The organism is Vibrio sp. BS-M-Sm-2 (genome assembly GCF_041504345.1).
GTDB classification, from domain to species: Bacteria; Pseudomonadota; Gammaproteobacteria; order Enterobacterales; family Vibrionaceae; genus Vibrio; species Vibrio satsumensis.
In genome coordinates this window covers 1,221,908-1,238,122 of record NZ_CP167895.1, presented here as the reverse complement: position 1 = coordinate 1,238,122, position 16,215 = coordinate 1,221,908, and the positions used below count along the sequence as shown (strand labels likewise).

At 45.2% G+C, this 16,215-nt stretch carries 11 protein-coding genes; all 11 read right to left on the bottom strand.

The window, feature by feature from the left end:
• Positions 1 to 103 precede the first annotated feature (103 nt).
• The 11 genes from AB8613_RS21425 to AB8613_RS21375 all read right to left on the bottom strand — a co-directional run bounded on the left by AB8613_RS21425 (position 104) and on the right by AB8613_RS21375 (position 16,026).
• Entirely contained in the window at positions 104 to 1,417 is a 1,314-nt protein-coding gene (locus AB8613_RS21425) for an HlyD family type I secretion periplasmic adaptor subunit (RefSeq protein WP_372384987.1), read from the bottom strand.
• Entirely contained in the window at positions 1,410 to 3,644 is a 2,235-nt protein-coding gene (locus tag AB8613_RS21420) for an ABC transporter transmembrane domain-containing protein (protein WP_372384986.1), read from the bottom strand. The genes AB8613_RS21425 and AB8613_RS21420 overlap by 8 nt, the downstream gene beginning before the upstream one ends.
• Positions 3,641 to 5,287, bottom strand: coding sequence for an ABC transporter transmembrane domain-containing protein (locus AB8613_RS21415; protein ID WP_372384985.1), 1,647 nt, complete (start codon positions 5,285 to 5,287; stop codon positions 3,641 to 3,643). The genes AB8613_RS21420 and AB8613_RS21415 overlap by 4 nt, the downstream gene beginning before the upstream one ends.
• Before the next feature lie 152 nt (positions 5,288 to 5,439).
• Complete coding sequence (locus AB8613_RS21410; protein WP_372384984.1) at positions 5,440 to 6,075, bottom strand: CatB-related O-acetyltransferase; 636 nt, start codon at positions 6,073 to 6,075, stop codon at positions 5,440 to 5,442.
• A 420-nt stretch (positions 6,076 to 6,495) separates the two neighbouring features.
• Entirely contained in the window at positions 6,496 to 7,608 is a 1,113-nt protein-coding gene (locus AB8613_RS21405) for an NADH:flavin oxidoreductase (protein ID WP_372384983.1), read from the bottom strand.
• A gap of 238 nt (positions 7,609 to 7,846) precedes the next feature.
• Positions 7,847 to 8,536: a hypothetical protein gene (locus AB8613_RS21400; RefSeq protein WP_372384982.1), complete on the bottom strand. Its 690-nt coding sequence runs from the start codon at positions 8,534 to 8,536 to the stop codon at positions 7,847 to 7,849.
• Positions 8,536 to 9,720: an OmpP1/FadL family transporter gene (locus AB8613_RS21395; RefSeq protein WP_372384981.1), complete on the bottom strand. Its 1,185-nt coding sequence runs from the start codon at positions 9,718 to 9,720 to the stop codon at positions 8,536 to 8,538. Before AB8613_RS21395 ends, AB8613_RS21400 begins: the two co-directional genes overlap by 1 nt.
• 93 nt (positions 9,721 to 9,813) lie before the next feature.
• Positions 9,814 to 10,626 carry a crotonase/enoyl-CoA hydratase family protein gene (locus AB8613_RS21390; RefSeq protein WP_372384980.1) on the bottom strand — a complete coding sequence of 271 codons (813 nt, stop codon included), beginning with the start codon at positions 10,624 to 10,626 and terminating at the stop codon, positions 9,814 to 9,816.
• 246 nt (positions 10,627 to 10,872) lie between these two features.
• Positions 10,873 to 12,858 carry a Fe(3+)-hydroxamate ABC transporter permease FhuB gene (gene fhuB, locus AB8613_RS21385; RefSeq protein ID WP_372384979.1) on the bottom strand — a complete coding sequence of 662 codons (1,986 nt, stop codon included), beginning with the start codon at positions 12,856 to 12,858 and terminating at the stop codon, positions 10,873 to 10,875.
• Positions 12,858 to 13,796, bottom strand: coding sequence for an iron-siderophore ABC transporter substrate-binding protein (locus AB8613_RS21380; protein ID WP_372384978.1), 939 nt, complete (start codon positions 13,794 to 13,796; stop codon positions 12,858 to 12,860). The genes fhuB and AB8613_RS21380 overlap by 1 nt, the downstream gene beginning before the upstream one ends.
• A gap of 82 nt (positions 13,797 to 13,878) precedes the next feature.
• Positions 13,879 to 16,026: a TonB-dependent siderophore receptor gene (locus tag AB8613_RS21375; RefSeq protein WP_372384977.1), complete on the bottom strand. Its 2,148-nt coding sequence runs from the start codon at positions 16,024 to 16,026 to the stop codon at positions 13,879 to 13,881.
• Positions 16,027 to 16,215 lie beyond the last annotated feature (189 nt).

Here is a 16,215-nt window from a genome sequence, read left to right as displayed (position 1 = left end):
ATACAGAACAAAGAAAATGAAAACCAAAAGGGAGCACATGATGTGCTCCCTTTTTATTATTTGCTGTTGTTATTCGTTTGCTCTCAACGACTCTATATAACGATTACCTTTCACCAAATGCGACACTGACATTGGTGTAGATCGGTTTCCATAAATACTGGAATACTGATTTCTCACCTGTTGTAATGTCTACCTCTCCCGTCATACCTGGCAAGATAGAAAAGCTCTCCGGATTATCACGGAAATAAGGAACATCCACCGATACGACGACTTCATAATAGATTTCACCGCGTTCACTTTGACTTGTAGTTGGAGAGATACTCTCAACCACACCTTTCAATGCGCCAAAGCGGCTGTAATCAAACGCATCAATCTTAATACGAGTCGGCTGCCCTACACTCACAAAACCAATATCTCTTGGCGATAAACGTGCTTTAAAGTCGGCTTTCCCACCAACAGGAACGATTTCAACCACAGTGCCACCTGGCTGAATAACACCACCGTTTTGCGTGCTTGGCAGGCTTTGCACCAAGCCTTGTAGCGGTGACACCAACATGGTGTTCGTCAATTTAGCTTGGCTTGAACGAACTCTGGCATTCAGTGCTGATAAGTCAGATACGGCTTTAGAGCGATCGTCGCTGACCTTCGCCTTCGCCTCTGCTAAAAGCTGTTCAATTTTTTGCTCTGTGCTGTCTGCTTGCTTGATTAACACAGCTTTCTTACCACGAGCTTCTTCGATTTTCTGTTCGATACTCGCCAGTTTTTGTCGCATTTCAAGCACACGTAAACGTGAAATATTGCCCGCTTTATAGCCCTTTTCTAGTATGTTCAACTCTTGCTTAGTCGCATTTAACTCTTTCTCATAACTCGGCAAGGCCTTTTCTACGCTACGAAGCTGCTCTGCAATTTGCTCGCTCTCTTTCTCAAGCACCACACGCTTTTGGAAGTAGAGGGCTTTTTGCGCGTTCAGCTGCGCTTTTTGTTGGCTGACGATCTCTGGGTAATCGACCTCAAACTCAGCAAGGTTAGGCTCACGTTGCTCAAGCAGCGCATTCATACGTTCCACACTGGCTAGAAGCGTCACTTGTTGGGACTTTAGCTCTTCAAGGGCGGTACGCTGGAAAGTGGCATCAAACTCAACAAGCGGCTGGCCTTTCTCTACCAACTGGCCTTCTTTAACAAGAATTTGCTTTAACTTCCCGCCAATCGCGCTTTGTAATACTTGCTTCTCGCCTTCTGGAATCACAGCACCTTTGGCTTTGGCGATTTCATCAACTTGAGTGACTACAGACCAAGTGGCAAAAGCAATAACACATAAGGCAACCGACCATGTGGCCAGTGCCAATGTACGAGCCGTATTTTGTGATTCAACAAGTTCACCGTAGCGCTTGCCCTTCTCGATAGATTGTTTAGTCATTAGCGACTCCTTGCTTAGACTTTGATTGTTCTTGTTGGGCTGCATTTTGTTGAGCAGACGCCTCTTGAGTTGACGGCTGTAGCACTTGAGATAACGGTTGCTCAGATAACTGTGGTTCTTGAGAAACTTGAGGCTCTGAAGGCTGTTCCTGCTTCGAAGACTGCTCCGGCTCTAATGGGCCTGCATAAACTACAGCTCCTTCATTTAACACCACCACTTTATCGGCAAGCTTGATTAAATCCGGATCGTGGGAGGTGTAGATCACCGTTGCTTTTCCTTTTTTCGACTGCACAAACTCACCAAATATACGTTTAGCATTTGGGTGAGCATCAGGCACAGGATTATCCATTAAGAACATTGGGTAGTCATAAACCAGCGCTTTTGCATCAATGAGGATCTGCGCGACGCTGCCAGACAACATGTCAAAAAGGCTGTCCGGTTGAATACTACTGATGGAGGTGTCTAGCCCACCTGACAATGTCTCGAACCAACGCTTTCCGCCGACCATTTCAATTGCAGAGATCATTTTCTGATCTTCGACTTTGTGACCGTCGTTTAGCCACTCTCGAATACTCAGCGTAAGCAAATCAGGATATGCGGCTCGAATGAAACACCAGTGGCGATAAAGCTGCGGATCGTATTGAACGAGGTTAACGCCTTCAAGCTCAACCATGCCGTTTTGGATAGGCTGCAAGCCAGACAGCACTTCAATTAATGTTGATTTACCGCTCCCAGAAGGGCCGGTAATCGCGACAATTTCACCCGCTTCAATATCAAAACTCACACCATTCAAGGCCGGGCGACTTTGTTTGGGATAGCGCAGTGTCACTTGGTCTAATTTCAAATTAGGCGCTACCACAGGTAACGGGTGATGCTGGTAACTGAATTCACGTTCAGATGGCTGAGACAAAATACGATTCACCTGCAACCTGGATTGATTAAAGCTATTAAAACGCATCGCGCTGTTTGCCAACACCTGAGCAGGCCCCGTCACTTTGGAAATCAACATCATTGATGCAATCAAACCACCGGGCGTCATCACTTGTTCGAAAATAAGTCCAATACCTAAGCCCATGACAGCCAGTGTTGAACCTACTCCGATAAAGTAATAAATCGAGGTGTATCGACTTTGCAGAACCGATTGATTAAACGTCACCGTAGAGGCAAGCAGATTGGCCTTTTGGAAACGTTGAATCCAGTGCTCTGAAAACCCAGCACTACGAATAAAAGCAAGCTTGGACGACAACTCATTAGTCATATTTTGACGATTAGTGCCTGCTACCGTCGATTGCATTGAGCGCTTACTACTCGAACGTATCGAACGCTTAGCTAATAGGTAATACAGAACCAAAGAGACGATGGGAACCAGTACTAACCAACCGCCTAAAACTCCTATCGCTAGTACAAAAATTAGAATGAATGGTAGATCAAATAGCGCATTTCCTAATGGCCCCGATAACACACCTGAAATACGCTCCGACAACATCACTTGGTTTTGTTGACTAGAAGAGGCTGTTTGCTGATTTTGAGCATAGCTATTTCGAAGCAGACGCTGCACGAGGGATTGAGATATCTCACGACTTACCCGGTTTGAAACTGAAGCAAACACTCGGCTACGCAATGTTCTTAACCAACCCATCATCACAAACAACAACGCCGCGCCAATGGCGATACCTTGCAGCTCATGCCCTGCATCACCGCCAATCACATGGTCATAAATCGACATAGTGATGAAAGGAACGGCAAGCGCAAATAAGTTAGTGATAAAACTGACTAGCAGCAATTTAGGAATAATGGGGCGAAACGCATGTAACCGTTCGCCAACCCAATCAGGAGAAGCCTTCTCTAGTGGTGGACCTTCGATAACAATGCAAAACTGTGGTATCTCGGCAATGTCTTCATTGGCACCAAAAGCGATAAACTGTTTCGATTCTATATGACCAGAGACCAGCTCATGTTCACCAAGTACCAGTAAAACCAATTTATGCTCGCCAACTTCATCTAGGTTGGCAACCAAGCGATAGGGCAATGCAAGCCTGTCGAACAGGGCAAACATATCGTCTATTGATTCAATCCCATTCTCATCGACCCATTGACGTGCGAACAACTGGATATTCGCATTCACTTCCAACTGCTTAAGGACAGAAAGGCTTTCATTTTCTAAATGATTCATCACCTCTTGTCGACCATTCGGATCTGCACGGTTGCTCGCATCTAAACGATTCATACGATAGCCTCCTGGTTGTTCTCACTGTCGACCGCAATAGCTCGACTTTCCACTGTAATGATTCGATTAGCTAATTCGCGAAGTTTAGAATGGTAGCTCACAATCAGTATCGTCCGTCCTGCCGCCACTTCTTCTTCCAGAACCTTAGCAAGGTTTCCAAGGGCATCTAAATCAAGCGAGGAATCTGGCCTTTCTAACATGATAATGGGCTTATCACTTGCCAGTTGAGTCGCGATATTGAGCATTTTCACGTTGCCCATACTCAGCAGAGACGCACTCGTATGACCAATTTGTGTCTCTAGTCCATCGGGTAATCGAGTGATTTCCTTGGTTAAACCCAAACGCTTAGCATAGTCACTGGCGCTATGTGTTCTCTCAGGATCAAACCCGCACAAGTTGTCGAGAATAGTACCTGACACTAACTGCCCTTTAACGCCACAGTAGGCGGCAGTATTGGTTACGGATGCGATTGAAACGGCAGCTCCGTTAATGAAACACTCACCCGCGGCCAAATCATCAATCCCTGCTATCGAAGACAGTAAGTGACTATTGGTATGGCGATCTTCACTTTCTAACAACACCAGTTCGCCTTTATTTAACGTCACATCCGCACTAGCGAGTTCACCATATCTTTCGACGGTGGCTTGCTTGATTTCTAAAGTTTCAAAGTCAGATAACGGGATCTCAGGTTGCTCAGAATCTGAAGATTCCGATAGTGACAAGTCACTCAATTTTTCTATTGCCTGATTGGCACTGTGTATTGAATTAAGTTTGATTCGAATCCCAACCATAGCGCTCAAAGGCGCAACCGCTCTACCCGATAAGATAGAGCATGCTGCTAATCCACCAGTGGTTAACTGACCATCTAACACCCACAAGCTACCCGTAATCACGAGTAACACTGACGTCGCTAATGCGGCAAGCTGAATACATTCTTGGGCGAAGGCATTCTGTTCCTCTTCTCTCGCTTTAGACTGAGAACGAACGTTATTGAGGGATTTAAATTGATTGAAGATTCGAGACTCAACGGCCTGACGTTTGATTCCCTGAATGGTTTGGCTCAGCAAAATCAAGAACGCTTTTCGCTCCTGCTCATCTTGAGAAGCTTCCTCACTTAGACTTTTAACGCGAATAGAAGATAACCAAACGATTCCGAGAGTAATCAGCCAAACTGCCAAAGGTATTGCCACCAGCTCACCACCGATGTAAGCCACCAAGCCCAAGAAGATCAATGCAAAAGGCAAATCAATAAAGCCTGCAATCACACCGCCGGAATACCAATCTTTAACTTTGGATACTGAGCCGAGCCCTTCTTCTACACCGCCAACACCTAAATGACGAAGATGACCTGATGAAGCGTTAGTCACCCTTTCAACCAAGGTTTGATAAGTCGCTTTCTCGGTATTACTGGCCGCGGCAGACAAAAGCCAAGTGCGCACAAAACGTATGAGTGCTTCCATGGCTACAGCTAGAGTCGCCCCCGCTAGAAGCAGTGTGGCTGTACCATAGCTTTGGTTGGGGAGAATACGATCGTAGATCTGGAGAACCGTTAATGGAACGGCCAATGACAAGAGGTTAATAAGTAAAGAAGGCAGTAAGACTTTCCTTACTACCCCTTTATTTTTTACTGACGTTACAGGCATACACAATCCTTATCCATGCTTATGAAATAAGATTGGTACACCATATTGGGTATTGCAAGGTAACGACCTGATTTAACGTGTTTTTCAATATAAATATGACACAAGTCTTTCTACACAAATCCGTGACTATACCTGTACCTTAGAAACGCCCCTTACAAACCATTGTCGTAATCCGTTATCGCCTGCTTTAACTTTGAAAAGTTTGAGTTACATAAATACGGTTTCAGTGCTTCAAACTTCTCTTCTGGCCACTCGTATATCTTCATTGAAATCAGCTCATCAATAACGGACTCATCAAAGCGGTATTTGACGACTTTAGCTGGGGAACCACCGACAATGCTGTAGGGCGCGACATCTTTTGTCACAACACTATTCGCAGCAACCACAGCGCCTTCGCCAATCGTAACGCCGGGCATCACCATCGCTCGCATGCCTAACCACACCCCATCTTCAATGTGAGTATCACCTTTGCCGATGTAGGCGTCTTCGATCACATCCATAAATGGATACAAAGAGAACCAATCAACTCGGTGGGTGTGATTGCCACCCATAAGGATCACAACCTCGGCTCCTATGCAGACGTAATCCCCGATGTAGAGCTCATCGATTTCCCAACGCGGCTCCCACTGGCGGCTAACCTCGTCACCGTGCAGATAACGGACAACTGAACGCTCAAACCCGTTATCCCAACAATCGCTGTAATAGCTGTGTTGCCCCTTGATGTGAATATTAAGGTTGGTGACGACCTCATGCAACAATTCGAATTTAGACCAATGCTTATTTTGCATTTCTACCTCTGATTAACTTGCTAGTTTTATTCGTTTAAATATCAAAATGTTCGACGATGCAAATCCAAGGTGCATAAACTAACGCCCCATAAACACAGAGTTCACTGGGATGAATAGAGAGTATCACGCTTAAATCATAGCAATGCCGCTAAAACGAAAAAGGCGTCAGTGGATTCGAGGTTGCTTTAAGAGAGGAAGTAATTTCAAAGTTTGCTCAGTTTGTTATCGATAACTTGGTTAGATAATTTACAGGTATATTGTATCCGTTAATGCACACTCATTTGACAGAAGAATGTGATTAATAAGGTTACAAATATCGTTTCGTAGAATACGGAATGAACAAGAGCCTGCGCGATTACACAGGCTCAAACTTAGACTCGCTTATAAATTTAGGCTTACGCTTGGGTCTAGGATCAGCGGTTACATGCGAGCAAGTTGTACTTTTCTGTCTTTGTTCACGACACAGAAGTTACCGCGCTTGGTACGACACTTAGAGCATCGTTCGCATTCAACAGGGCTTCTATCCCCTTCTTTCCAACGCTTAACTAGATGCGGTTCCGACAACAAAGGGCGTGAAAGTGCGAAGTACTCTATGCCCGTGTTGTTTGCGATAGCTTCAATGGCATCAAAATCCGTTAAGCCGCCTACCGTGATAACTGGGATATCGACGGCTTGGCTAATTGCGTGGCCGTATTCATGGAAGTAGCCTTCAGCTTGAATGGTAAAGCCATCGTGAGACTCGCCAATCATGGTGTCGGCTTTACCGTGAATATTGCCAGAAACCACGATGCCATCAACGCCTACTTCTTCTAGCTTTTTACAAACCAAACGCGTTTCATCGAAGGTTACACCACCCTCGAAAAACTCAGAAGCAGTCAACTTAACCAAGATAGGAAAGCCATCACCGACCAACTTGCGTGTTGCCGTGTAGATCTCAAGCAAGAATCTCATGCGATTTTCTAAGCTACCGCCGTATTCATCTTCACGTTGGTTGTAATAAGGGCTTAAGAACTGGTTAATCAGATAGGTATGAGCAGCATGAATTTCGACGCCATCAAAACCTGACTTCTGTGCTCTCAATGACGCTTGAGCAAAGGCATCAACAATGTAGTCGATTTCATCTTTGGTCATTGCTTTACCCTGTGTTTGAGTCCCTTTTTCTGGAACTTCACTTGGTGCGTAGATCACTCGTTCGCCAAGGTCATGCGTGGTTTTGGTGCCACCATAAGCCAATTGCATCACGATTTTAGAGTCGTTATCGTGCACCAGTTGAGTCAGCTTCTGATACTCTGCAATGAATGAGTCATTATACATCCCCATCATGCCCGCATTCGGCTTTTCTTCTTCAACGATGTTCGCGTAACCCGTCACGATCAAGCCAACCTCACCTAGAGCCAACTCTTCATAGATAGCGTAAAGTTTATCTGTCATATGGCCATCTTCAGTTGCCATATTTTCCCACGTCGCACTTCTCATAAAGCGGTTTTTCAGTGTCATGGTGCCAATGCGGGTTTCTGTAAACAAAATACTCAAATCTATTCCTCATTCAATCGTGCTACGCAATTACCCCATCTAGCGTGAGGCTGATTGCGCGGATACTACAGAGAATATGGCAGGTAAAACTTAATCTAGATTAAGAGAGTGGCACTCTCATATAAGAAACAGGCAACTATTGCCAACAAAAAAGGATTAGAATAGATTCTAAGAGTAGGCTCACCCAATCGGTAAGCCTACACTCAGTTCTAGTTATTTAAGACAATGGTCAGAAAAGCTATTTAAATTCATAGGTGTAAGAAGCACCGACACTGTTATTTTCACCAAAGTCATCCTCGGCAAAAATAGTGAAGAAATTGAACGACTGAGCGTCACTCAATTTGTAGCTAGCGCCGACTCCCATCCAATAGCCTGAATAATCATCAGAGCCCATGGAACCGCCACCGAAGCCCATGATAGACCATTCATCGGTTATCGTTTTTAGGCCAAACGCCCCAATGTAGCCACCGTGTGTTGAACTCGGCATCAATACATAGTCAGAACCAACGTTATCATCATCGAACACGGCCACTTCGCCATCATTATAACTGTAACCAGCCATAGGGAAGATTTGCCAACCGAAAGGCTCAATATCAAAATAACTCAGTGGTATAAATGTACCAATACTGTAGTTGTTCTTGTAAGCATCGTTATCATACTCAGAGCGGCTAAAGTTGAAGTTCACGATACCCATCGGCAACAACCATGAACCACCTACTCGCCACTCTTCACCGTCTGCATTGACACGAGCATTGATCATTCGCGCTTCATCAAGCCCAATAGACCCAGAGAACTGCAAATCTTCGTTATAAGCAACGCCGGCTTTGGTCACGATTTTAGTCGGATCATCAGGGTGCTTCTCTTCAGCAAAAGCCCCCATAGACCCGAACGTTACAGCAGCAACAAGTAATAGAGTACGTAATGTCATTAGAAGGTCGCACTAACACCAATAAAGTGGATACGACCATCGAAAGAACCGTTAACCAATGTAACCGGTGTATCGGCTAGATTACGATTCATGTCAACTGAACCTAAATCTGCGTATTCGTAGAACACGTCGATCAAGATGTCATCCCAATAAGTTGAAGCACCTACCGAGTAGCGGTACTGTTCACCTACAGGAAGGTCAACCCACTGCATTGAAGGATCATCTTGTGGCGAGGTTTCGTAAGAGAAGCCGGCTTTTAAACGCCAATCTGAATTCAATTGATAGTCAGCACCCACCGCAAACTTCCAAACGTCATCCCAGTCACGCTTGATTGGAATTCCGCCTAAATCAGTTGCTCCGAAATCTAATACTGTCTCATCCCACGCACTCCAGCGATGGAACTGAATACTCGCCAATAGGTCAAGTTGTTTGTTCAATGCGTAGCTAGCGCTGACGTCGATGATTTCAGGTAAAGCAATATCTGTCGATAACGAATTCAAAACGTTAGCACCTAGCTTACCGTTTACATCATTGTTGAATTCATGCTCAAGTTTAGAACGGTAGCTAGCACCTAACTTGAGTTTATCTGTAGGTGTGTACATTACGCCAAGGTTATAACCGTATGCCCAGTCAGTATCTTGCTTAGCAGTAAGCATTGACGTTGTTTGTTGAAACGCAGCCCAACTGAATTGAACACCTGCACCTACAGACCATTGATCGTTCAATTTGTAGCTTAGTGATGGGTTCACTTGCATAGCGGTTAGGGTGATATCTTCTAAAAGTGCAGCTCCCGCCCATTCACTGCCGTAATCAAGGCTAGAACCACCTACTGCACCTAACGCAATACCAAGGTGTAATTTGTCTGTGACTTGATGAGCATGGAACGCACCAAATGAAGGCAGGATTGAATGAGCTTTACCATCTGGGTTACCATCGTTGTCTTGGTATTTCATCTCAAGATCAAACGCCATTGTATTGATAGTCGTTTTGCTTTCACCCATGTGAGACATAGTGGCAGGGTTAGTCCACATCGCCGCCGCAGAGCGTGTGTAAACACCGTCACCAGCACCAGTAGTACCAGCGTTGGCAACGACAGCTTCTTGCAAAAACAGGCCACTTGAGAATGCATTTAAGCTAGTAAAGATTGCAGTGGCAGCTAGAGAGTAAGTAAAAGTTTTGTTCATCAGGATGCTCATTTAGCCTTAGACATTAAATTGTTCTAAGGTTATCGCAAAGCCCTATAAAAAAAGGGAATATTCATTATTCCTGTACAAAAGCTATTTAAACTTCCTGGCAACGTATGGGCGTGGTTTGTCTCGATGAATTTCACGCTGAGCAGCAATTGCCCTGTTCTTACCTAACCCTACCTTTATTTGATACCAAGTTTCGTAAAACACAGCCATGCCAGGGCTTGACCACCAAGTTTTGTTATAGAGTTTTTTATTAGCAGCGACAACATCTGGCGACCGATTCGCACACTCAAGAGCCAAAGCATAGGCTTCAGCGTAAGGGTCTTCGGCAATCTTGGTTACCAATCCATAGTCTTTCGCGGTTACGCAGTCGATCACTTTAGCGGTCATCGCCATTTCTAAGGTGTGATCTTTGCGCATCAGTTCGCGAAATGCTATCGCACCTCCCATATCAGGAATCAGGCCCCACTTAGCCTCTAGTATTGAGAAGTTGGCGTCCGGACTAGCGATCCTAAAATCACCACCACTGACCAGTTGCAGGCCCCCTCCCCAACAACGCCCGTGAATCGCAAAAATGACAGGACATGGGATCTCTCGCCAACCAAGCGAAAAGCGCTGCGCAGCATTGGGTAATGTCGGTAACCATTTGAACAAGAGCTTCATCGCCCCTACTTTACTGTTCAATAACGATTTAACATCTAAACCAGAACAAAAATCTGAACCACTGCCTTTAACAATAACAGCTCGAATATCTCTGTTCTTCTTGAGCTCGCTTATCATGTCATTAACGGCTTCAAACATCGCCATATCAATAGCATTGAGCTTATCGGGTCGATTCAACACAACCGTCGCAATTTGGTTTTCATCGATAGAACAAGTAATACGATCGAGGTTTGGCATGGTGGCTACCTTATAAGTGGTCAGACCTTTAGATTATACATTTTATTAACATATGCCAAACTTGCACATTAAGAAGCGAGACCTGTGTTGCTTAACACCGCCCCCTTACACAAACGACATCAATAAAAAAGCAGTGATGGATCGCTCCATTCACTGCTTTTCATTCGTAGCTTTGATTGCCAGTAGTTTTGAATACCAATAGCTTTGATAATCAAGGACTCTCAATTTTGGTAGAACCTATGTTCTTCAAGATTTCAATAACAAGAAGATGAAGTAGCTACCACCAATAATGGAAACTAACGTCCCTGCCGCAAGCTGCGCCGGAAACACCACCACTTGCCCTAACCAGTCTGCAAATAGCATGAGTGCAGCACCAATTAAAAACGACAAGATGATCTGCTCTCGAACCAAACGAGCCCCCACCATTGCAGCGATATGCGGAGCTAACAAGCCGACAAACGCGACAGGCCCCATGGTTGTTGTCACGACCGAGCATAAGATCGCAACAATACACAACAGTGCCACATATGCGATATTGATATTCAACCCTCTGGCACTCGCGAACTGTCGTCCAGTCGCAATTAAGGTCACCCAACGACTCAGCAGCAGAGCCACACCAATACAAGCCGTTATCACAATGGTCATAATTACTGCCGACTCAGGTTCAACACGATAGGTAGACCCTGCTAACCAAGCCAATAAAGTGTATTTCCCCTCACCGACTCGCGTTAGAGAGAATTGCACCAAAGCTTCCAATACCGCGGTCAGCGAGATACCTGTCAGAATTAGAATAGACGGAGCGAACTGATGCTTCTTGCCAAGGAACAATAACAAACCGAGTGCAATCGCACTGCCCAGAAACGCAACCCACGGGCTTAGCGAGTGAATCGAATAGCCCATGAATAAGCTACTGAAAATCAACGCCAGAACCGCACCCGCCGACACACCAAGAATATCTGGGCTTGCGAGCGGGTTGTAGACCAATCTTTGTAAAATCACACCCGCCACCGCTAAGCCACCACCAGCGAATATCGCGGTTAACATTCTCGGCCAACGAATAGACCATTCAAATGCGTCTGGGATAACAAAGTAGCCCATATCAGAAGAAGGCTGTGACAATGCACTCAACGCCAACAACCCGAAGATCATCGAGCCCAACAAGAAGTAAGCCAAAGATGAAATAGACTTCGGACCTTTAGGCATTGAGAAAAACAACTGATCTTGAGCAGACATTTGCTTTCTCGCAATAATGATCAACGCAGGAGCACCAATCACTGCGGTTGCCGTCCCTGTTGGAATCATGTCCAAAGACCACTGCGCCAAGAAGATCGCCAAACTGTCAGTGACACAAAGTAATAGCGCACCTAATACACAACTCGCGATGAGTTCAGATTTAGCCTTTAGAAAACCTAGATGCCTAGCGATGTTCGGAGCAATCAAGCCGATAAAGCTGATTACGCCCACCGAGGTAATAGACACTGAAACTAACCACACACCCACCGCCATCAATACAAAAAATGTTGCGCCAATATTGAGCCCGCGCGCCGCAGCCCCTTCAGTCCCGATCGAGAGCAAAGTCAGGACTCTTGGCGCCAACAAGAATATGGCAAAAATCGGCAGTAACTTAGGCATCAACCACAGCACTTGTTCCCAGCCATTTTGCCCTAGGTCGCCCGCTCCCCATACAAACAGATTCTGTGCGTACTGGTCGTTGAGTAGAATAATCGCCGTTGCAAATGCCCCTAGCAATAAGTTGACCGCCATACCCGCCAATACAATTGGCAAGCCGCTCATATTTTTGATGCCAACAATGGAAACGATAAGCCCCATCGCAAGCAGCGCACCAATTAGAGCAAACCAAACTGAATACTGAGCGACCAACATCGGCGCAACCACATTCAGAATAACCAGACCAAGCCAAGCGCCTGATGATGTGCCTAAAGTTAACGGAGACATCATGCGATTCTGTGTCAGTTGTTGAAACAAGCTGCCGATGGTGCCAAGTGTTCCGCCAACCAAGATTGCCATCACCAAGCGAGGTAAATTGACATAGGCTAACGTCATCAGCTCGAATGAATCATCAACCATTCGATTGAATGTCGCGATATCACCAATCTGGGATACTTGCTGGAACAACTCACTAATAGGGCCAAATTCCGACTGCCCTAACCATAAATGAACAAGGGCAGCGCAAAACAGCGCAGCCCCCATCATAAAACCACTGGATTTCATTACTGCTCCGCTAGCGTCAACAACGAGTGCGCCATGGCTTCTGCGTTATACAAAATCGACATTGCACCGCCGTAACTCCAACTTGCCGCGACTGGGCTAAATTGACCATTGCGAACGAAAGGCATGCTCTTCCAAACCGGAGAGCGGTCTAGCTTGTCTTGATATGGGAAAGGTTCAAAATAAAGCGCAATCCCCTTATTCACGTTCTTAAGCTCGGTCATGCGTTTTTGACTGATGCCCCACTGACTTGCAGGAAGATCCATAGCATTCTCAAAGCCTAGCTGTTCAAGTGCGTACTGTGGAATAGAGTTATCGCCGTAAATGAACACCGATGTGGTGCTCGCAAAACGGAAAGAGGTAACTTTCGGTTTGTCGCCCGGATACGCTTTATCTAACTCAGCTTTTAGAACAGCGATACGCTCACCCATTGCGGCCAGCTTTTGGTTCGCTTGTTCTTCTTTACCAAGCAACTGACCTATCTTCTTGAAGTTCTCAATAGCAGCCGCTGCATTGCTGTGCTGGTCACTGTACGTTTGGTAGTAAAGTACTGGCGCGATTTCAGAAAGTCGTTCCTGAAGATCTTTCTGAGGAGAAGCGATAAGAATCACATCAGGGTTTAGCTTCTTCAAAGCAGAGAAATTAGGCTCAGTTCGAGTGCCAATGTCCGCCACGCCTTCTGGAATCGCAGGTTGAACAACCCAATCGGTATAGCCAGCGATATCAGGCACTGCCACTGGTGTTACACCGAGTTCAATCACTTGTTCAGCAATGTCCCAGTTCAGCGCAGCCACTCTAACAGGCTGAGCTTCAAGGGTTTTAACACCCTCACTGTCTTCAACTTGAAAATTAGCCATCGCTTGAGCTGATAACAACAAGCTCAATGAGACAATGAACGAACTCACTTTAGGAAAACGAGAAGTAAAATAGTTGGCTTTCATATAATCACTGTCACTTTTTAAGTGTTTATTTAACGACAAAAGCAGCCTACACAGGCTGCTTAGATTTATGTATTCAAATGAATTAGAACTCGTAGTTCACGCTGAGCTCTACAGACTGCTCAGCACCGAACCAACAGTTCGATTGGTCGTAGCAGGTGTAGTACTCTTCATTAAACAGGTTATTAACGAGCAAGTTAGCCGTTGCACCTGACAGAGTTTCACTTGCTTCCCCTAGGTCATAACCCACAGAGATATCAACGACAGTGTAAGACGGCACTTTCCCTTGAGTATTGGTTGCATCCATCTCCATGTCACCCATGTAACGAGCGCCAGCACTCCAACGCGTTCCTGCTAAAGCACCACCGTACACATAGTAGTTACTCCACAAATTCGCAGCGTGTGTCGGTACGTAAATTGGTGTCGTTCCTTCTAGATCCGGGTTTGCATCTTCCGTTACTTCCATATCGACGTATGTATAGCTCGCGTTCACATCCCAATCTTCCGTTACAAACCATCGGCCTTCAACTTCCATACCTTGAGAGCGCACTTCACCTAACTGAATCTTAGAGCGATACGTTGGATCCGATGGATCGGCAGCAATTGAATCTTTCTTAGTAATGTAAAAGTATGATGCTGTAAGTTGCTGTGCCATATCAGCAGACAGGTATTTCACACCGAATTCGACTTGCTCACCCAGCTGAGGTTTCAACGAGTTACCGTTAATATCGGTACCAGCAGCTGGTTCAAAACTCGTCGCGTAACTTACAAATGGAGAGATGCCATTATCTAACTCATACAAAGCACCTACGCGGTAAGAGAACTGATTGTGATCCGCTTTTTCTGTGCCATCGCTTGTTGGATAAATGCTCGTTTTTTCGTCACTCGCTTTGAACATGTCGTAACGTCCACCAGCAAGTAAAACCAGCGCGTCGTAGCGAACTTGATCTTGGAAATATAATCCTAACTGCTCGGTAGTAATGTCGTGGGATTCACGGTAATTCTCTTGAAGCTGACTTTTATCCAAAAGGTCGTTATTTGGATTGTATGCGTTGAAATCACCGAAACTACTGTTTGCATCAAACTCTTTGTACAAAGAGTCACCTGTTAGCTTTAGGTAGTCGACACCGAATAGTAAATTGTGCTCTAAGCCACTAATTTCGACGCGGCCTGAAACTTGGTTATCGATAACAAAGCTTTGAGAGTCTTCATCCGTGCTATACACATTTCGAATTAAGCTACCAGTTGCGGCGTTAAAATTCGTACCACGATGGTAGGTGTTTTCTTGATATAGCGACGCATCGGAATAACGAGCGTTCTGAAGGAAAGTCCAGTTGTCATTGATTTGGTGGTTAATTTTGTAACCTAACATCAAGACTTCACGTTCAAAGGTACTCCAGTTCTTGTCGCCCATGGACACAGATGGATCACTTGCCTTCAGCACTTCAAGCGGCATTGCAGAATTAGTACCCATTGACGGGTCATTCTGATAGTAAAGATTGAAGTTAATAAGTGTTCTATCAGATACCTGCCAATCTAGCGATGGAGCAATCACATAACGCTCTTCTTCAGCGTTATCAACTTGGCTGTCTTGTTTACGAGCGAGTGCAACTAAACGATATGAAAAGTCACTGCCACCTAACTGACCTGAAGTATCAATTAACGCTTCCATCAAGTTTCTTGAGCCTGTAGATACACCCACTTTTGTCGACCCGTCTTCTTGCGGTGCCTTCGCGATCATGTTGACCATACCACCCGGCGGCATCGATCCATATAACACAGACGTAGGGCCTTTAAACACTTCAACTTGCTGAATCGCAATAGGGTCGATCTGAGGTTGCAGGTTCCATCCAGTCAGGAACGGCAGAATCAAGCCATCGTAGTAACTCTGATTGTTACTAAACCCACGAATCGAGAACGTATCGTACATGGTTACTGATGCGCCCTTTTGCTCAGTCACAACACCCGGCGCGTATCTAAGCGCTTGGTTAAGAGACTTTACACCTCGTTGATCTAACTGTTCTTCATCAATGACTGTAATACCTTGAGGTGTTTCTTCTGGCTCAAGTGCCGATTTAGTTGCTGTATTACGATACGCTTTACCCATAACAGTAATAGTTTCTACATTCGAATCTGCCGCAGTAACGGTTTCTTCCGCCAATGCTTGCGCTGAAAACGCAGTCAGTAACGCTACTGCCAATGATGAATACTTAAAACGAGTGTGAGTGGTCATAATTCCCTCGGTACCAATGCTTAATATAAATAATAATAAATCTCATTTGCATTGTATGTATCTAGATGTGGGATAATTAACAATTTGGTGCAAATTCAAAAAGAACTTGACCTATTTCTAATGTAAATCGGTCAATTGCTGATTAAAAACACAATTGACCTCATTTGGGAGAGGTTTACAGGAAGAGAT